A 17,893-nucleotide genomic window follows, 5' to 3' on the forward strand; every position below is an offset into this window, starting at 1 on the left:
AAAAATAGAGCCTGGCCGATAGCTATTCTTGGCTAGTATTCCGTAAAAACAAATCCCTCCCCTTTCCCTGATATTCAATCCTGGGGATGAGGTAGTATCCCATTATATGTCCGGGCCAGAAAGTTGCAGATGGATAGGGGATCGTCAATAAATGCCCTGCCGGTGGTCATGCTTTTTTTAATACCGTCAAAGGAAACGGAATCATCCGGCAGCACAAGCACAGGAGAACCCTGGTTCTCTTCTCCCAGCTGTTCAATGATTTCAGGCCGGGGCCGTTGGAAATCCACATGGATGATATCCACCTGTTCCTTAATTTCCGGGTTGTAAATAAAAAATCCTTCTACAATACCGCAGTCCGGGCAGTAAAAGGGTCCTTGATCCGGTGCATCATACCAGGTATTGATCATATAAAGGACAAATTTGCTCATATGATTTCCTCCTTTTTTTCAAAATTGATGAAAACAGGTATCAGGAATATGACATCTTGTAAAGGGTGGGTGGACGAAGCCCCTGAGAACATGGATAGTCTGAGGCAGTCGTCTCATTTGGGAAACTGAGCTTTTGCTGCAACTAGTCTTGGCCTCAGCCGCCTCAGTTTGCTCTGCTATATTTTATACATCAGCCCGGAGCAGTCCAATTAAAGTCATGTAAAACCAGTGGGTTGAACTCTCCCCTGCGATCCAGATCCGGCACTCCTAGCGAATTTTTCGATGATAGCTTTTGATCTAGGCATTTTGCCGGGGTTTTCTTGGTTGAATATAATAGATTTTAATTTCTTTGACGATTCAGTTCAACCCTATGAACAAAGGCGAAGAAGATCGAATCCCTTGAATTTGATATATTCTGAATTATAATCTATCGATATTTTGCAGAAGACAACAACCCTTAACCTGTAAATGCCCCCGGAGACCCTATATGACACATGAAAAACAACTTCCCCCCGGTGTAATCCTGCAACGGGACGGTAAAACTTTTGCTGCCCGTATCACACCGCCTTCCGGAAGAATCAGCGCCCAGGATCTAGAAAAAATGGCTGAACTTGTCCGGACCTATGAGGTGCCGGCGGTAAAGCTGACCTCGGGACAGCGCATTGGGTTTTACGGGCTCAGCAGGGAAAATGTAAACGCCCTATGCGAGGCCATGCCATTCAGAACAGGCGGACATTATGTCCAGGCATGTCCGGGAACGGACTGGTGTAAATTTGCCACCCAGGATGCCATGGGACTTGCCCAAACCCTTGAGGAAAAATTTGGATCCCTTCCAACATCGGCTAAAATAAAACTGGGTATTTCCGGCTGCACTTTTTGTTGCGCAGAATCTCGTGTCCGGGATATCGGATTCATCGGCACACCAAAAGGCTGGCGCATGTTTGTGGGCGGTAATTCCGGGATGAAACCCAGAATCGGTGAGGAACTGGCAAAAGAGCTGTCCACGCAAAAAGCCCTTGGGCTTTGTCAAAAATTTCTCGATTTATACTGTGAAATGGCTCCGGCCAAGCAAAGAACCTCCCGTTTTGTTAAGAAGATGGGGATCCAAAGTCTCAAAGAGAGATTAGGTCTTAATCTTTAGCCCGAAAATGCCCTTATCGCAAAATAGAAAGTATTGATGCACGGAATCAGGTTGCCACCTGTTCAAAAGTCTATGGATATTTCCTTTTTCGGAAGTGTTGTCGGACACAGCATCCTGTAATTCCCTCTGTGTTTAACTGAAGAAAAATTGCCATTTTTTTGTTGCCCACCGAAAAATCAAACCAGGTCCAAATTTCAATGTCCTGATAATTGTTCTAACGAGGTGTTACAGGATAGTCTGGGGTTTTTCATACACCTATAAAGTTGACTTCATTCCGGAGGTAGTCCACGCAATCAGATAAGGGGTGAATGTATAGTGCAATAATCAAGGTCTGACCTCGTGTTCCCCTCATGGCAGGTAAAAAGGTGTATCACCATAAAAATATTGAAAAAATTGGGACAGCAGTGTAAACGACATCAATTGGTTTCCGCGCCTTCCCTGAAAAGGGTACACGTCAGGACACTTGAAAAGAGTCGCAAGTAAGAGAAACAGTAAACACAGATTAATTCATTTCTCGTTCAGGACATCTGCGATGATAAAAAAGGTTTTTACTATTTTTTATGGTTGGTCTGTCATTGCAGCAGCCACCATACTTATGGCCACTTGTTTTGGGATAATCTATTCGTTCAGTGTCTACTTTGTTCCGTTACAGTCCGAATTTTCATGGGATCGGTCTGCCACATCCGGTGCCTTTTCACTGTACTTGCTTCTGGTGGGATTCTTTTCCATTGCCGGCGGAAAGGCTGTGGACCGGTTCGGCCCCAGACGGGTTCTGATTCCCATGACCGTCATCACCGGCGCAAGCCTTGTTTTAACCTCACAGGTCAAGGTCATCTGGCAATTTTATGTGGCATATAGTGTATTGCTGGCTGCCGGTACCGGTGCCATATATATCATCTGCATGTCTCTGGCCTCACGCTGGTTTCGACGAAAAAGGGCCACGGCAATGGGAATCCTTGGAGCCGGCGGATCTTTGGGCTCTGTGATCATGGCCCCTGTTAGTGCCTGGCTAATACAAATCTTCCAGTGGCGTACCGCTTTTATTATTACAGGACTTCTCGCCTGGTGTATGATGATTCCTGCTACCTTGATTCTCAAAGGCAGTCCTTCGGAAATCGGCACCGGGCCTGACGGGGATCCCGAAGCAGCGGACACTTCAGCCGGCAACACCGAACCATCCGCCGGCTTTTCCATCTCCCGCGCTACTGGAACAAGTAATTTCTGGTACTTATTCCTGTTATGGTTCTGGTTTTCCTTTTGTCTTTATATGGTCATGACCCACATTGTGCCAAGGGCGCAGGATTTTGGCCTCACCCCAGTGCAGGCAGCCGGTATCATGAGCATCATGACGGCCGTCAGTGTCGTCTCCCGCTTGGCAGGCGGCATGATTGCGGATCGGATGGACAAACGCAGGTTGTTGTTTTTACTTTTCTCTGTCATGGCCCTGGCCATGATCGGACTGTCCCAGGCTCGGTTACCATGGATGCTCTATCCTTTTGCCATTGTTTTCGGCATCACCTACGGTGGCACGGACACATCAATCATCGCCATTGTCACCGATGTTTTCGGAACCTCCAAAGTCGGCACCATGATGGGCATCCTTATGATCAGCTGGGGGCTTGGCTCGGCTTCCGGCCCTTATCTCGCCGGATGGATCTTTGACCGAACAGGCGCCTATACCTGGGCTTTTATAACAGCCGCCGCAGGACTGCTGATATCCGCATATCTGAGCAAAAGACTGACACTGGATAACCCCGCCGGTAATCATCAGAAAAATAAAGATGATTGGGTTACCTAACAGGGATCGTCTGTAGGAGCCGTCCTACCGAAAAACAGAGCCTGGCCGATGGGTAGTCTTCACCTCTAACCTTGATTTGATCTGCCAGATTTTCGATCCAGGTCACCAATAACAAAAGTAGCCAACACCTCATCCATAATCGCTTGGGAGTCCTTAAATGGAAAAGTTAAGATCCTACCGGACAGTTTGAAATTGCCATAGGCATAGCCACCTCTCACTGGGGACCTTCCAATAATCCCCAGTGAGAGGTGGCGGTGATAAGCCTTCTCGGATATATTTTTAACGCCAATCAAAAATATGTCCAAAAGGAGAAGAGCATTATGACCGCCAAAAAGAAATTAGCACAGAAAAGACTGACTTTGCTACAGCTTGCTGAAAAATTGGGGAACGTATCCAAAGCCTGCCAGATGCACAAGGTATCTCGAAGCCAGTTCTACGAGTACAAAAGATCTTTCCAGGAGTATGGATTTGAAGGCTTGATTGACAGACCACCAATCCCAGGACCACATCCTAACGAAATTTCTGAAGACACCAAAAATCGCATCATTGCACTTTCATTGGAAAACCCTGCTTTCGGCCAGCAACGGATTGCTGATCAGCTCGCTCTTGAAGGCCTTGCTGTCTGTGCAACCACGATCCGCAATATCTGGAAAAAGGCTGGAATGGAGACAAAATACAAACGCCTCTTAAAGCTTGAAGAGTCGTTGTCTGAAGATTTTGAATTAACAGAGACCCAGATCCGCTTGCTGGAAAAGGCCAATCCTGAGTTCAAAGAACGGAATGTGGAAAGCCATTACTCTGGTTACCTGCTATGCCAGGATACGTTTTATGTCGGGCGACTCAAAGGCGTTGGCAGGGTATACCTACAAGCCGTTGTTGATACATATGGCAGCTTTGCTTTTGGTAAGTTATACACCAGTAAGCGCCCGGAAACAGCGGCGGATGTCCTGTATGACAGGGTTCTTCCTTTTTACGAAGAGAACGATATCTGTATTGAGAATATCCTTACAGACAACGGTACGGAATTCAAAGGGCGGCCAACGATCCATTTGTACGAGATCTTCCTTGAACTCAATGATATCAATCACCGGAAAACAAAGGTGGCCAGTCCAAGGACGAACGGATTTGTGGAAAGATTCAACAGGACAATTTTGGACGAATTTTTCCGTACGGCTTTCCGGAAAAAGCTATATGAGTCCGTTTCCGCTTTACAGGAAGATCTCGACAAGTGGCTGCACTATTACAACTATGAACGGCCTCACCGGGGATACCGCAACCAGGGACGACGCCCATTTGAAACGTTTCAAATGGGTATAGAAATTAAAGGAAGAATGGAAAAGGAATCCGCCTAATAAAAAATAGGCGCCGAGAAGGCTGAGTGTACGGGAGGTATTTGACTTTTACACCTTAAATACCATAAGTCCTCGCTCTCATTTTTCTCAATGTGCGATGGGTTTCATCTTTACTTGCAAGTACTTGGTTGATATTGGAATATTATCTTGGTTTCATTTTTCCCAACGGGTTTACAATACAGATGCAGTTTTTTACAAAAAAACTGCATGATCACTTGTTATGAAATTGAATAAATTATGGCTCGTCCAAACAAAAGAAGAAGACAATTAAACAGACTTATCTTTTCTTGAACTCTTTTGACAGGGACTGAACCCTGAAAAAATAAGATTTATGAGATGGTGTACGAGCACATTTTTTAACTCTTTCTATTCATCTGATTATGTTGAGACAAATCAATAAGTTCACTATCATTTAATAGAGAAATCCAAAGGCCATCATTCGTTAAATTTCGACCAACAATAATCATAATGAAATATTCCAATTCATGAGTTGATTCTTGGAAACAAGACCTCATAGAGTTTATATCTAATTGGGATGGTTTTGGAATATCCTGGGGATGGGTATGCCAATCTCCGACGTAATGGAAACCTTTGTTAAAAAGTTGATTTATCTCTGAAATAAGACGCTTTTTGTTTGGAATAAAACCAAATACACTTCGTAAATCTTTTCTATGAGGGCCGGTTGCTAAATCAACTATAACACGCTTCTTTTCAATTTTCGCAAATAATTGTCCCCCCGCCTCCTTATGCCAGAATTTAATCTGACGATGTCTGTAAAAATGGGATATCACATTTTCATTTATAATCAATTCCTGAGCTTTGCCTGATAATTCAAATTTCAAAATATTTGGCCTTAGTGATTAAAATGGCAAGATGAGTTAATTTTCCAATCATGAATTATTACCTGATTATCAGCAGCAGAACTAACCCCTTCTTCTTTAGCCCAATCAGAAAAATTCCCATCCATAGTTGATATTTCAGAAGACCCCCCTAACCAAATTCTATGCTGGGAACGAGTGACTTTCTTAGAAATTACATCCAAGGCTAAGCGGGCAATCATGGATTGAGTATTTGCTATTTCTAATGCGCCATAAGGCTGGTAAGTTTGCCCACAAGCAGGGGCTCTTTTATTAATTATATCCGGGGTCCACTCTGTTACTCTATGACTAAAAACTCCATATTCATCCATACCACATGATAGGCATCCTCCAACATTCGACGTAAACAGAGCATGCCCCACAATTCCAAAAGGTTCCGTCCAGCCATATATCACCGATGGAAAATTATCTATCGTATTGAAAGCGAAATTTAAAGAAGCCTCAGCATCCCAATCTCCACAAGTTGAAATTATCAAATCGCATTCTAATAGAGCCTCTTTATGTTTTGATAAAGCAGTTTGCCAACTTATCGACATGGAAGAGATATTTAAAAGACCAGGATAATTTTCATGGAAATATTCTTCCATCGCTTTAGCCTTATTTCTTGAAGTGTATTGAGCCCCTAATAGATGTCTGGCAATATTGTCCCACGATAGTTTATCCGGATCGATAAAAAACAATCTTTTAACGCCAGACTCGATTAATAAGCGGGCTACCTGAGCACCGACAGAGCCACAACCAATTATCCCTATGTAGCTTCTATTAAAATCAGTGTTTAAACCTGAGGAACCTCGGTCAAAAATCCATTCTCTATCAATCCGTTGAACAGGTAAAGAGTTAGCTTTTCCCTCAGCTGAGAAATATTTTTCAGCAGCAAGAGAACTAAATTTTCCTTTTTTTCTAAACCCTTTTTCTCTTGTTAATCTTTTTTTACCAGGTCTTATATAAAGCGCAGGTTCATTCAGACGGATACCTCCAAATGCTGGTCCGTTGCCAGACTCAAAACCGAAGACAATGATAGAAGAACCATCATCATCTGGTACAGCGGTTTTTAATATTTCCCAATCTTCATTGTTATTATTTTTTACCAGATTCGCTGCGCTAAAATTGGAGGACGGATACTGCTCTGGGACTATGGGATTCGACAGCCATATATACGAACCGAGGCTAAAATCCTTCTCTTTTACTTTACGATTTTTTAAAAATAATTCGCACCACTGAATCCCATCTTTGATTGCATCACAAATTAGAATAAAATTTTGAAAAGTGAGTGTATGGATATGCCTACTATGAGGGATTGGGTCAGCCAGCATAAGAATTTTTTGTGAATGACGTCTCTTTCTATCGCACCATCTATTCCAATAACTCATAAATTCAGTAATGAAATCATTCTTATTTGATCCACTTAAACATTCTTTTATTAAACTGCCAGCTTGTTCAATAAAGTAAGTGGTGATGGCCTCTCCTGAGAAATGTGAGATTGTATCATTTTCATCCTTCAGGCATAAAAAACCCTTTTCTTCGACATGCGGCCATTTGAAATAATAATCTTCGGATTTGATTGCAATTTTAGGTGAAGAGAATGGGATAAATTTATCTAACAAAAAAACCAACGTAAATTCGATACCAGCAATAGTTTTTTTAAAGACCCAGCCTGCTAAAAAGTGATTGTCCCCGTAAAAACATAATTCCTTTTTTGTGAGTCTATGACCTTGCGGTGACATTTTTGAAAAATATTCTTTGTTTAAGTCATAGACAGGCCCCGCGAGTTCTGGAAAAACCCAATCCATTTCAGGCAAATCGAGCTTCCCCTTTTCTTTTAACCGGTTTTGATGGCTCCCCTTTTGAGATTACAGTAGCCCCAGCAGCTGCTTTTAATGTTGATAAAGACTTTAGTTTGTCTGAAAAATATGAATGATTGAAAATTTTTTTCCAGGCTTTCAACGCACCTTGATTCGTGCACTCATCTTCAAATAAGATTGAAAGATCATCCAATGCTGTTTTTAACCTTTCTAAAAATTCGTCTATGGCAGTTTCGTTCCCATCGCTTAATTTTGAACTTGTCAAGATAGGATGATAAACATCTTTATCAAGCAAAAGCCGATTTTTAATACCGTCCATAGTGTAGTACAGGGATTCATCATCTCTCCCATCTATCGGACAGTATTTTTCTGAAACTAATTTAGAAATTATAAATCCTGATGGCATATTCCAAGATTTCCGACTTTTAGCCCAGAATTTCAATAACCTTACTACACGCCTCATTTGTCGACCATTAGTTTTATCTGGGCTAACATCGATAACTTTTTGATTAAACCATTTTGTTACAGCTTCAGGGTCAGACTCTATCCAGTCACTACTTGCTAATTCTATCTTTTTTTCACCGAATTGATTTATCGATTCCCTGTAAGCTGGCATGTCTATATGATAACCTTCATTATAAAATACCCTTACACAGTTCTTTTTCAATTCAGGTTCTTTGTTAAACCTTTCATCTTTAACAGCTTCTAAAACCATCTTTCTTGTGGAAAGAGCAGTTTTGTCCGCACCTTGCCTACCTACAAGATCATCCTTGTTAAAAATGACCCCGATATCAATATCATAGTCATTATCAGGGTGCTGATTAATTGTTCTCATTGCATAAGATCCTTGGTTGATATGCCTTGTCGGGATTGGGTCTTCATTTTTTTCTAACCCCTTTTCAAGCCTTGTTATATTTTTAGCTCTATAACCGGCTAAATCATCAACCTGGGCTTTGGCAAGTCTGGCATGTTTGTTGTAAAATTCTGTTATTTCACTAGAACAATTAAACATGATCTTTCTCCTCTTTAGGATCTCTTTTTCAATTCCTTGATATCAGAAAAAATTTCAGTTAATAATTTTAGATTACCAGGGGTGGGGGAAATGGCTTTGCTATAATTCCAATCCGCATCAGATTCAGCCAATGTCACCATAGTCTCGATTGCCACTTCATCCGCACGATCTAAGCCTAAAAAACCATATTGTTGCGGAGACTTTTTTTGTTCTTTTAATCGTGCAATTCGAATATCTGATCCAGTATTGTTTAGACTTGCAGATAAGAATTTAGCCATGTATGTATAACTTGAGGATTGTACATTTATAGACATATCCACAATCCCAACACCTACTCCCCAATCCAGAACCCCCCATTTGGGATTTTTTAATTTACTCGGATCACTATTCGATTGATCGCATGTTCCCACTGAAAGAATACTGATACTTTGATTTTTTTCTGCTATGCTTAACGCCTCAATCAATCCAACTAATATCGGATTGTTTGCCCATAACCCCCCATCAACAAAATACCGTTTACTTTTAGATGTATTTTTTATTTTTCGTGTGGAAAGAGGGAAAAAAATGGGAGCAGACGCGCTGGCAAGACAAGCATCAACTAAGGTATAATTGTTATCTCTATGCTTACCGTTATTATGAGGCGTTTTTAAAACTCGGGGTTGGTTGGTATTTGCGTCTATAGTTGGAATACATAAAGCAATACTTCTATCCTCGTATAATTCTCCTAAGGTTGAAGTAGCAAAATTCTCTTCTAATTTTTCTTTTAAAATATCAACATTAGCTGCTGGTCTTTTACGATTCTTAAATGCCCACTTTAACAGTTTGAATTTATTGTGTGGCATTGGATTAGGAAAAATTTCTGACCCACATTCCATGTATAAATTTTGAATTTTTGAAATAGGTACTCCGAATGCTAACCCGCAAGCCAATATAGCCCCAGTACTGGTACCGCAAATAATATCAAAAGATTTTCCAATATCAGGTTCTTTTGTATGAAATTTCTGTGAAAATCGTTTGCAAATTGTTTCTAATAATTTAGCGCTATAAAGCCCACGCATTCCACCACCATCAATCGTTAGGACTTTTAATGGGCTATCCCCCATTGCTTATAGCTCCGACCTTATTGAAAATTTTAGAAATGAGACTTGTTGAAATAAATTCGAATTTGCATTTTAAAGGGTGTTGAAATCGATGACGCAATTTTAACGTTATCCGACAAATTTTCAGTATGTTAGTAATTGAAAAAGCCTCTGTTTAGTTGTATCTTTCAAGCGCCTAAACAAAAAGGAAACAACACCACAGAGGCTTTATGCATACAAAAAATATCAGGCGAATCATCACAAAGCAATTGAAAAAGAGTTTTCCGAACTGGAAAAAGATGACAAGGAAGTCCAAAAAAGAGCTGACAAAGCAAATCATGATGGAAGTTTTGGATAATTATGATTATTCTCAAACCTTGGACATCCCCATCGAAGAACTCATAGGAGTTGAAGATCAGGCCCCCTCAGCAGAGATTCGTAGCCTTCCTGAGATGGCGTCCTACATTGAAAATTTTCATTCCGACAACCTGTTTCATTTTGACACCCTGAAAAAGCCATACCCTGAAATTGTAGACCCGGAATTGCAGTTTGTTGACCAACTTATAGACAACCAGATTATCAACAGCTTGATTGCGCCTGACGGATATTCCGCTGTGCACAGGGATATTCAACCCTACCAGTTATTTCGGATGGAGCTTTTAAAAATAATCAAATACCCTGAAATCAGTTACAGGAAATTTTGCAGCGATGAATATTTTGGCAGGGAACGAAAGCAAAACAGGCGTTTTGTGAGACTGCCTTTAAATACCAAACACCAGGCAGATCATACTGAATTGTGTCACTTCCGGCGTGGCCTGAATTTCAAACAATTGATGAATGTCCTGGTATATTTCCTCCATCATTTTTATAAATCAGGCTGTCTGGAGAGTGCCGTTATCCATGGTGTTGATTCCAGTGAACTGCCGTCTGAAATCAATTACCCCCTTTGCACAATTCAGGTCAAAGGCAAAAAAATACGAATGTATTCCGATCCGGACTGTGATTGTGGAAAACGCCGGAATAAAAGGGATAAATCGTATTACGTCATTGGCTACCGGCTTCACACCCTAACAGCCATCAACCCATCGACAGGCCATAGTTTTCCATTGGTATCCCTAATCGGGGCGGCAAATCATCATGACAGCCTGTTTTTAAAACCGTTGATCAAGCTTGCTCAAACATTGGGTATTGATATCAAATTGATAACCGCCGACCAGGCTTATCACGATAGTGATGGTTCGGTTCTCAACGAAACCGGTGTCTATGTCGTCACCCCTGCATCGGAGAAAGCCAAACTTCCTGACAACGTTTTGGAATCGCCATTAAGGGTTGCCTGTAATGATTCTTGTGAGATTCCAATGCAGTTTTTGGGATCGACACCGGAAGGCCACGAATTTGGATGTGATGCCGTTCCGGGTGAGTGTGCGTTTGAATCAAATTGTTCAAAATCAAGGATCGTTGATTTTGACAGCGGCTATTTTCAACCAATGCCGATTTTTCATAGCGGATCTCAAGACGCAATCGAGATCCGGAAAAACTGTGAAAGGCCCTTTAATCTGATGAAAAAAAGAGAAGGCCTCGAACAAACACGGGTAAGAAGCCAGCATGGTGTGATTGTCCGATCAACTCTGACGACTATCGTAACATTGTTGATTGAAATGGCCGGAACAAGGCATAAACCAATGAAAAAAGAAGATGGGCAAAAGGAGTTGTTTGCTGCCACAGGATGAATTGAACGTTCAATGCGGGATTTTTTCTGAGCCGATTGATCGGTCGCTATTGGTATATCTGAATACAACAAAGGCCGCCGTCTGAAATAGATTTTATGCGGTAAAAAACAAAACCAGATATTGCTACGGTAAAAGCCGGACAATCTGACATTGGAAAAAAGAATTACAAACGCGTGGGGCACCTATAACGAAACAGAAATTTGAACGGTTTCAACACCCTTTTTTAGTGGAAATATATCAGAAATATTTTTGATCAATAGTTTCTCCTATTAAGAATTTGGATCAATTTGCGTAAAAATAACTACCTATTGATAATTGTCAAGCGATGAAACACAAAATGTGGGGTTTTATTACAAATATAGCACTATATGTGCTACAAAGTGGTGTTTGGAATAGGTCTTGGCGATAAAAATGCGAATTAAAGTTAAAAATATTCGGATTATGACCAATATTTTACATCACCATCATTGGAAACAGAGCCAATACCAATCTTGGTATTGGCTAAATGGATTAAAAAGCACCGGAGTTACAGGGAAAGTTTATGGGTGCCGTCCGACCAAAAAAATGGAGCCCGGTCGAAGGGTAGTCCTCAGCCCAGACCCTTGATGTGATCTACAAGATTTTCGATCCAGGTCACCAATAGCAAAATTAGCCAACGACTCTTCAAGAAAGGCTTGGGAGTGCTTAAATACCATTATTGCTTAGTTTTCTAATCCTATCTGAACTATATCTTCATTTCAGGAAAGATAACTGATTTGCATCATCGCTGATGCCATTTTATTCCCGATGCATTTATATTCGTGAGGACAGTTTGCTTGAAACTGGAGGAATTCATTTTCATTAATTTTAAAAATTCTACCATCAACACTTATTTCAAGTTGCCCTTTCAAAACAAAAACATATTCATAAACATTGCCTTCATGCGGTTCTCCAAAGAATAAAGTATCAGGGTCAATTTCAATGTAATAGGTCTCAAAAGATTGTTCTGGTTCGAATGGAATTAAGGGAAAAAGTCGATAATGTTCGGACTTTGCTGTTAAAGGCTTTTCAGCCCTAAAAGACTTAACTATTGCTTCCACTGTGGGTTTTTGAAGCAAACTTGTGAATGAAACCTTCAATCCATTGGCAATTTTCCAGATCGTAGCGATCGTAGGGCTTGATTTACCAGTTTCAATCTGCCTGAGCATACTTTTACTAACTCCAGTGAGTTCTGATAGCTTATCCAAGCTAAGTTTTCGAGCCTCCCTTACCGATTGCAAATTATTTGCAATCGCATCAACTGGTTGTTCCATATAACAAACTCCTTGACAATATATTGTACATTAATTATCATAGCGGCCATAAGCTTGTTATAGCGTACTATAAATTGTTCTTTTTCTCAAGAGGCGCGAAATGAATATTGAACTCTTTCCTTTAATTTCCTTTGTGGTTATCACCACTTTTACGCCAGGACCTAACAATATTTCAAGTGCATCAATGGGTGTCACATATGGCTACAGAAAAACCGTGACCTTCCTTTTAGGAATAGCATCTGGATTCTTTGTTGTTATGATTTGTTGTGCTTATCTTTCCAGTACGATTCTGGAAATCATACCGGCATCAGAAAAATATTTGCGATGGGTTGGTGCCCTATATATTGTGTGGCTTGCTATTGGTATCCTTCGTTCCAGCAATTCTTTTACTGACACTAAAGAAGCTCCAAAAGCATTTATAAAGGGATTTATTCTGCAACTGTTCAATCCAAAGGTCGCTGTGTATGGATTGACAATCTTCTCAACTTTTCTGGCTTCAATTTCGAATCAAATAAATACCCTTACGGTTTTTGCAATTATTCTTGCCTTAACTGCTTTTGCTGCTACATCAACATGGGCTTTGTGCGGTTCCGTAATAAAAAGCAAACTGAAAAATGAATCATTCAGAAAGAGAATCAACCAATTGCTATCCTTGTTACTTATATATACTGCTGTGGATCTCTCGGGGATAATATCACCTCTATAAAATTTGGTATTTGAAAGCGATCCTTTTGTCTATCATCGGTCGCCCGGCTCTTTAAAAAGCAGCATTGAATAACAGAAGCATTGTGGGGGGATCATTTCAATTTTCCCACTGAAGACTATATCAAAAATGAAATGCCCATAAGGATTTAAGTTAGAGGTCCAACCCTTTCAGAAGGGCCCTGCTGCCTGAAGTAATCTTTTCGATTATGATTTTATCTTCTTGTATCTGGGGACTCCATCCGATGTTGACCATTGAGGCCAGTCCGTGGGTCATCATCACCCGGGAAAAACGGATCTGGCTCAACTTTTCTTCTTCCACGCCTTTAAAGGGAGAGTAGTCATGTAAATTCCGGCATAAATACTCCCAGTTGATAGACAGCAGTTCCCGTTGTTTTTCCGGGTGGCGGCCATCGTACATGCTGCGGAAAAGCTGATGTTCATCACGGGCGAAAAATACATAGCCTATGGCCTGGTCAATCCATACGTCGCCGGTATGTTCCCGGGCTTCATACTGCATCAGCAGATCCCAGCTTTTTTCCATGACCGCATGTTCAAGGTCTTTCAGGTTTTTGAACTGTGAATATATGGGCATGGTGGAACAGCCGATCTCTTTTGCCACCGCTTTTGTTGACAAACCTGACCAGCCGCTTTCCCTGACCAGTTCAAAGGCCTTGGAAACGATATCTCCGGCTGAATATTTTATTTTGCGCACCATGAATGAACTCACTGCCTTTCTTATAATATAAAAGCGTTATAATACCCATGGTTTTCTCAATAGGCAAGCAAAGAAAATTGATAAATCGTTTGACAAGGAGACGGGCCTCACTATATAAGACCTTTATATAAAGGCTTTATATTAGGAGCTTTTATTAAAAGAACGCTCCATATAAATCCTTCACCCAACAACCATATCCCCAAAGGAGGCAGTTTGTTATGCAGAAACTTTCAAGAATGATGGTGGCAATGCTGGTTATCTTTTTAATGGTATGTCCCGGGTTGGCCGCAGAAAAAAAAGCCACGAGAGAAGATTGTGTGGCCGTCACCAAAGAAGCCCAAAAAATGATCCTGGAAAAAGGACTTGAAGCCACACTTGAGAAAATCAATGATAAAGAAGGGCCTTTTGTCCGGAAGGGTACCTATGTTTTTTGTTTTATGGAGGATACCGTCAAAATGGTAGGCAATCCCTATTTGCCGGAGAGAATGCGGAATTTCAGCCAGAAAGATTACATGGATGCAAACGGCAAACATGTTTTCCAGGAATTCATCAAGGTCGTCAATGAAAAAGGCGAGGGCTGGGTGGATTATATGCATGTGAGGAAACCGGGAGAGAAACCCCGGAAAAAAATCTCCTTTGTATCCAAGGTTCCGGATACAATGGTGATCGTCGGCGCGGGTATCTATGAATAAAGCCCGGACCGGATCCTGCAGATTCAAGGTGCCAGGCCAGAGGGTATGACCCTGCCGGATAAATGAAAAAGGAGCAAAAATGCCTGAAAGGAAGGTGAGCATGAAATCTTTTTTTACTGGGTTGATCTGTTTGTGCATGGTTTTATCTGCGGCCTGCACTATCCCTGAAACGGAAAAAAAGGCGATCTCACTGACCCTTCTTTACGACAATTATATTTTTACAGAAGGCCTGAAGGCTGAGTGGGGATTTTCCTGCCTGATCACGGGAACCGAAAAAACGATCCTGTTTGATACCGGCCGGTCAAAGGAAATATTCTACTATAATATCGATCAAATAAGACCGGACCTGGAGGCTGTCAGCCAGGTGGTCATTTCCCACAACCATTCGGATCATACAGGCAATCTTTTTAATTTTCTGGAGACTCACAGCAAGGTTGCCGTTTATGTGCCGGCCTCATTTCCAAAGCCCTTCATGGACAAGATTAAAAAAACAGATGCCGTGGCCGTTCCTGTGGATAAACCAATTGAAATATCCCGGGATGTTTTCCTGACAGGCGAGATGGAGAGTGACGTCATTGCAGAACAATCCCTGGTAATAAATACGGACAGGGGCCTGGTCATTATTACAGGATGCTCCCATCCGGGAATCCTGAATATTATCAGACGGGCAAAAGAAATTGTCCATAAAGAGGTCTATCTTGTCATCGGCGGATTTCACCTGCTGGATGCGTCAGATGATGCTGTTAAAATGATTATCAGAGAATTTAAAAATCTCGGGGTGTTGAATGTCTCTGCCACCCACTGCACCGGGGACAGGGCCATTGAATTGTTTAAAAAGGCATATGGCAGACACTATATCCCAACCGGAGTCGGGGCGGTTCTGACCCTATAGTCGGGCAGCGCGCCGGGATTTTTGCAGATCCGGCGTCAACTGGTGTTTTCACTAGGAGAATTTTAAATGAAGTTCAAAATGATAAAGTATATTTTTCTCTCGTTATTTTTTTCCATGCTGACCGCCTGCACAGGTTCTGCCGGTCAAAAGGCTTCTCAAACTGTAGTACTGGAGTTGGACCTGTCATTTGCAGATCCGGCCTGGAATGGTAAAGTTATTCCAAAAGATCAACAATGTCAGGAGTTTGGAGGCAATGGATCATCCCCTCCAATCAAAGTAAAAGATATTCCTGTGCAGGCAAACAAACTGATAATTGAATTCAGTGATGGAACCTATGCTCCATGTGATAATGGAGGCCATGGCATAGTAAGTTATCAACTGAAACAAGGTTCCAAGGAAATTGTTGTTCCCTCTATTCCAGGCCAGACTTTTGATATACCGAGTGGTTTTGAAATGATAAAAGAGCACTGCGGGAAAAATCTCAATATGAAGAGAGGGGCTTATATAGGCCCATGTCCTGGAATAGGGAATCAATATTATTTGATCGTAAAGGCCGTGTACGAAGCACCTGACAAATCAGAAAATCTGCTGCTGGGAAAAGGAAGGCTGGAAATGGGTACATATCAATATTAAAGGATCAATTGGGCAGGTTACCTGGGTTGACCCTGGAAACCTGCCCTTTGCCTTTATAATTCTCATGAAAAAGCCCAGGCAATCTCCCTGCCTCTTCTGCCACAAAGAATCAGAACCAAAGAACAGATTCCGTTTTTGATGTTTTCGCTTTTCCTTCAGGCCTTTTTAACAACAGAACATTTAAGGTACATGGCGCCGAAACCTGCAATCTTACAGGAAATATCGTGGCCGTTTACAGGATCATCCAGAAGTTTGATATTCTTGACCTTTGTACCCAATTTGATTGTGTCCTTCCCGGCCTTAAGATCTTTGATGGTGGTGACTGTATTTCCGTCCTGCAAAGGAGTGCCGTTGGCATCGAGGAATCGCGGCGCATCTTCCGGGGGTGTGTCGGAACTCTGATCAGGTGCCCACTCATGGGCACATTCAGGGCAGGTCCACAGGAGACCATCGGGATAGGCATAGGGTGAATTACATTTGGGACAGATATTTTCTTCAATAGACATGGCAAAATTCCTGGGTGATTATATAAATTGGTTTACAATATTTTTATCATGCAATGAACCGATTATCACGATTCAAAACAAATGAAGACTTCATTACTTGTATCTCCAATAAGAGTCAAGGGTTTAAAGCCACCGGTATGCATAGATCTTTTTATAATTGAACCGGGCTTTTTACAGGTTTTCTTTGAGAAATCTGATGAGTTCCGGGGCAATAAAGTCGTTGGGCGTTGCCCCCTTACAAACGAGTTCCAGTTTTTTATAATCAAACTCGCAGTCTGGAAGACCGCTCCGGCCGGTGATTTTTCCCAGGTTGAACCAATAATGACCGGCACCGGGAACAGGTACCGCAGTGACCTCGGCTCCCGCTTCCTTTAAGGCCTTCACAAATGGAACGCTTTGCCCCCCGGCCGGTACGTCGGGATCTTCGGTTCCCCAGGTGATAAACCAGGGTATCTTTATCCCCTCGTTGGGCAGGGCCACTATTCCCAAGGCTTTCGCGCTGCACCGCACATAATTTATGGGGGATGCCTCAAAATAGGCTGCTGGCAGGTCCCTGGGTGTGCCGCCAAAGAGGTCTTCTGCAAAGGTCGTCATTTCAAAGGGCGCCCAATCGAATTCAGGGTTCTTGGTCCATTTCCACCAGTTTTCCATACTAAAGGCCCCGTAAGCGGAAACCACGGCTTTGACCCGGGTACTCACATCCGCAAAGGGATCGTCTGGATATTTATTTGCAAAGGCCGGCCAGTCCTGGGTAAGTGCGAGCAGGGCTGCCAATTGCCCTCCGGCGGAATCGCCGCCAACGGCAATCCGGTCCGGATCGACCTTGTATTCTGCTGCTTTGCCCCGCAGGAATTGGAGTGCCGCTTTACAGTCAAACAGGCATCCGGGCCAGGCAGGATAAGCACCACCGGGTTTGGAGAGACGATATTGGATGGAAAACACGACATACCCGCGCTCGGCCAGGTACGGCCCCCAGTCGTCGGCGTAAAAATTTTCATCGCCCAGCTGCCAGGCCCCTCCGTGCATCAGCATAATGGCGGGATGGGGCCCCTCGGTGGAGGGAAGATATATATCCCCCTTAAGAAAAAGATCCGAGTCCGGGACATCCCCGTGACGGGCATAAATCACGTCTTCAAACAGAGAAAATTTTGCAAAAACAAGGGCTGGACATAAAAAAAATGAACAAGACAGGATCAAAATAATAATAAGAGATACTCTTTTCCCCATTGTAACGCTCT

General features: G+C 42.2%; 17 protein-coding genes. 8 read left to right on the forward strand and 9 right to left on the reverse strand.

The window, feature by feature from the left end; genetic code table 11:
• Positions 1 to 74: 74 nt before the first annotated feature.
• Positions 75 to 428, reverse strand: a complete 354-nt coding sequence (locus tag F608_RS0127610) for a DUF3088 family protein (protein WP_022668992.1) — start codon at positions 426 to 428, stop codon at positions 75 to 77.
• Positions 429 to 915: 487 nt separating this feature from the next.
• Between F608_RS0127610 and F608_RS0127620 the strand changes: the two genes are divergently transcribed.
• The 3 genes from F608_RS0127620 to F608_RS0127630 all read left to right on the forward strand — a co-directional run bounded on the left by F608_RS0127620 (position 916) and on the right by F608_RS0127630 (position 4,719).
• Positions 916 to 1,569: a nitrite/sulfite reductase domain-containing protein gene (locus tag F608_RS0127620; RefSeq protein ID WP_022668994.1), complete on the forward strand. Its 654-nt coding sequence runs from the start codon at positions 916 to 918 to the stop codon at positions 1,567 to 1,569.
• Positions 1,570 to 2,101: 532 nt separating this feature from the next.
• A complete protein-coding gene (locus tag F608_RS0127625; RefSeq protein WP_022668995.1) occupies positions 2,102 to 3,367 on the forward strand; it encodes an MFS transporter in 1,266 nt (421 codons plus the stop codon).
• A gap of 320 nt (positions 3,368 to 3,687) precedes the next feature.
• Positions 3,688 to 4,719, forward strand: a complete 1,032-nt coding sequence (locus F608_RS0127630) for an IS481 family transposase (protein WP_022663638.1) — start codon at positions 3,688 to 3,690, stop codon at positions 4,717 to 4,719.
• Between the two features lie 356 nt (positions 4,720 to 5,075).
• On the opposite strand, the gene F608_RS33645 is transcribed toward F608_RS0127630, so the two are convergent.
• The 4 genes from F608_RS33645 to F608_RS0127650 are packed head-to-tail and all read right to left on the reverse strand — an operon-like array spanning position 5,076 to position 9,514.
• On the reverse strand, positions 5,076 to 5,561 hold the full coding sequence (locus tag F608_RS33645) for a Mov34/MPN/PAD-1 family protein (protein WP_022668996.1): 486 nt from the start codon (positions 5,559 to 5,561) through the stop codon (positions 5,076 to 5,078).
• Positions 5,562 to 5,572: 11 nt separating this feature from the next.
• The gene (locus tag F608_RS0127640) at positions 5,573 to 7,387 is read right to left on the reverse strand and encodes a ThiF family adenylyltransferase (protein WP_033399053.1); all 1,815 of its coding nucleotides are present in this window, start codon (positions 7,385 to 7,387) and stop codon (positions 5,573 to 5,575) included.
• 1 nt (position 7,388) lies between these two features.
• A complete protein-coding gene (locus tag F608_RS0127645) occupies positions 7,389 to 8,411 on the reverse strand; it encodes a cyclic GMP-AMP synthase DncV-like nucleotidyltransferase (protein ID WP_022668998.1) in 1,023 nt (340 codons plus the stop codon).
• Between the two features lie 14 nt (positions 8,412 to 8,425).
• The gene (locus F608_RS0127650) at positions 8,426 to 9,514 is read right to left on the reverse strand and encodes a CBASS cGAMP-activated phospholipase (RefSeq protein ID WP_022668999.1); all 1,089 of its coding nucleotides are present in this window, start codon (positions 9,512 to 9,514) and stop codon (positions 8,426 to 8,428) included.
• Between the two features lie 206 nt (positions 9,515 to 9,720).
• Between F608_RS0127650 and F608_RS0127655 the strand changes: the two genes are divergently transcribed.
• On the forward strand, positions 9,721 to 11,220 hold the full coding sequence (locus tag F608_RS0127655) for a hypothetical protein (protein ID WP_022663626.1): 1,500 nt from the start codon (positions 9,721 to 9,723) through the stop codon (positions 11,218 to 11,220).
• Positions 11,221 to 11,957: 737 nt separating this feature from the next.
• Here F608_RS0127655 and F608_RS0127660 read toward each other — a convergent pair.
• The gene (locus F608_RS0127660; protein WP_022669000.1) at positions 11,958 to 12,512 is read right to left on the reverse strand and encodes a helix-turn-helix domain-containing protein; all 555 of its coding nucleotides are present in this window, start codon (positions 12,510 to 12,512) and stop codon (positions 11,958 to 11,960) included.
• Between the two features lie 100 nt (positions 12,513 to 12,612).
• On the opposite strand from F608_RS0127660, the gene F608_RS0127665 reads away from it, so the two are divergent.
• The gene (locus tag F608_RS0127665; RefSeq protein ID WP_022669001.1) at positions 12,613 to 13,218 is read left to right on the forward strand and encodes a LysE family translocator; all 606 of its coding nucleotides are present in this window, start codon (positions 12,613 to 12,615) and stop codon (positions 13,216 to 13,218) included.
• Positions 13,219 to 13,368: 150 nt separating this feature from the next.
• Here the strand turns inward: F608_RS0127665 and F608_RS0127670 are convergent, their stop codons facing one another.
• Positions 13,369 to 13,944 (reverse strand): TetR/AcrR family transcriptional regulator, encoded by a 576-nt coding sequence (locus F608_RS0127670; protein ID WP_153307624.1) that lies wholly within the window; start codon positions 13,942 to 13,944, stop codon positions 13,369 to 13,371.
• A 206-nt stretch (positions 13,945 to 14,150) separates the two neighbouring features.
• Here F608_RS0127670 and F608_RS0127675 point away from each other — a divergent pair, with 206 nt between their 5' ends.
• The 3 genes from F608_RS0127675 (at position 14,151) to F608_RS33650 (ending at position 16,149) form a co-directional block, all read left to right on the forward strand.
• Complete coding sequence (locus F608_RS0127675) at positions 14,151 to 14,624, forward strand: cache domain-containing protein (RefSeq protein WP_022669003.1); 474 nt, start codon at positions 14,151 to 14,153, stop codon at positions 14,622 to 14,624.
• Positions 14,625 to 14,724: 100 nt separating this feature from the next.
• Entirely contained in the window at positions 14,725 to 15,516 is a 792-nt protein-coding gene (locus tag F608_RS0127680; protein ID WP_161626902.1) for an MBL fold metallo-hydrolase, read from the forward strand.
• A 66-nt stretch (positions 15,517 to 15,582) separates the two neighbouring features.
• Entirely contained in the window at positions 15,583 to 16,149 is a 567-nt protein-coding gene (locus tag F608_RS33650) for a hypothetical protein (protein WP_022669005.1), read from the forward strand.
• 155 nt (positions 16,150 to 16,304) lie between these two features.
• Here the strand turns inward: F608_RS33650 and F608_RS0127690 are convergent, their stop codons facing one another.
• Together F608_RS0127690 and F608_RS35420 are read right to left on the reverse strand one after the other, a co-directional pair.
• Complete coding sequence (locus F608_RS0127690) at positions 16,305 to 16,655, reverse strand: zinc ribbon domain-containing protein YjdM (protein ID WP_022669006.1); 351 nt, start codon at positions 16,653 to 16,655, stop codon at positions 16,305 to 16,307.
• 171 nt (positions 16,656 to 16,826) lie between these two features.
• Positions 16,827 to 17,882 carry an alpha/beta hydrolase gene (locus F608_RS35420; protein ID WP_022669007.1) on the reverse strand — a complete coding sequence of 352 codons (1,056 nt, stop codon included), beginning with the start codon at positions 17,880 to 17,882 and terminating at the stop codon, positions 16,827 to 16,829.
• Positions 17,883 to 17,893: the final 11 nt, after the last annotated feature.

The sequence above is a fragment of the Desulfospira joergensenii DSM 10085 genome, assembly GCF_000420085.1.
GTDB classification, from domain to species: domain Bacteria; phylum Desulfobacterota; class Desulfobacteria; order Desulfobacterales; family Desulfobacteraceae; genus Desulfospira; species Desulfospira joergensenii.

Excerpts from the sequence above, each read along its gene's own strand:
- F608_RS33650 (WP_022669005.1), top strand. The coding sequence starts at position 15,583 with ATGAAGTTCAAAATGATAAAGTATATTTTTCTCTCGTTATTTTTTTCC.
- F608_RS35420 (WP_022669007.1), bottom strand. The coding sequence starts at position 17,882 with ATGGGGAAAAGAGTATCTCTTATTATTATTTTGATCCTGTCTTGTTCA.
- F608_RS0127650 (WP_022668999.1), bottom strand. The coding sequence starts at position 9,514 with ATGGGGGATAGCCCATTAAAAGTCCTAACGATTGATGGTGGTGGAATG.
- F608_RS0127675 (WP_022669003.1), top strand. The coding sequence starts at position 14,151 with ATGCAGAAACTTTCAAGAATGATGGTGGCAATGCTGGTTATCTTTTTA.
- F608_RS0127625 (WP_022668995.1), top strand. The coding sequence starts at position 2,102 with ATGATAAAAAAGGTTTTTACTATTTTTTATGGTTGGTCTGTCATTGCA.
- F608_RS0127665 (WP_022669001.1), top strand. The coding sequence starts at position 12,613 with ATGAATATTGAACTCTTTCCTTTAATTTCCTTTGTGGTTATCACCACT.
- F608_RS0127645 (WP_022668998.1), bottom strand. The coding sequence starts at position 8,411 with ATGTTTAATTGTTCTAGTGAAATAACAGAATTTTACAACAAACATGCC.
- F608_RS0127640 (WP_033399053.1), bottom strand. The coding sequence starts at position 7,387 with ATGGATTGGGTTTTTCCAGAACTCGCGGGGCCTGTCTATGACTTAAAC.
- F608_RS0127690 (WP_022669006.1), bottom strand. The coding sequence starts at position 16,655 with ATGTCTATTGAAGAAAATATCTGTCCCAAATGTAATTCACCCTATGCC.
- F608_RS0127610 (WP_022668992.1), bottom strand. The coding sequence starts at position 428 with ATGAGCAAATTTGTCCTTTATATGATCAATACCTGGTATGATGCACCG.
- F608_RS0127655 (WP_022663626.1), top strand. The coding sequence starts at position 9,721 with ATGCATACAAAAAATATCAGGCGAATCATCACAAAGCAATTGAAAAAG.
- F608_RS0127680 (WP_161626902.1), top strand. The coding sequence starts at position 14,725 with ATGAAATCTTTTTTTACTGGGTTGATCTGTTTGTGCATGGTTTTATCT.
- F608_RS0127630 (WP_022663638.1), top strand. The coding sequence starts at position 3,688 with ATGACCGCCAAAAAGAAATTAGCACAGAAAAGACTGACTTTGCTACAG.
- F608_RS0127620 (WP_022668994.1), top strand. The coding sequence starts at position 916 with ATGACACATGAAAAACAACTTCCCCCCGGTGTAATCCTGCAACGGGAC.
- F608_RS0127660 (WP_022669000.1), bottom strand. The coding sequence starts at position 12,512 with ATGGAACAACCAGTTGATGCGATTGCAAATAATTTGCAATCGGTAAGG.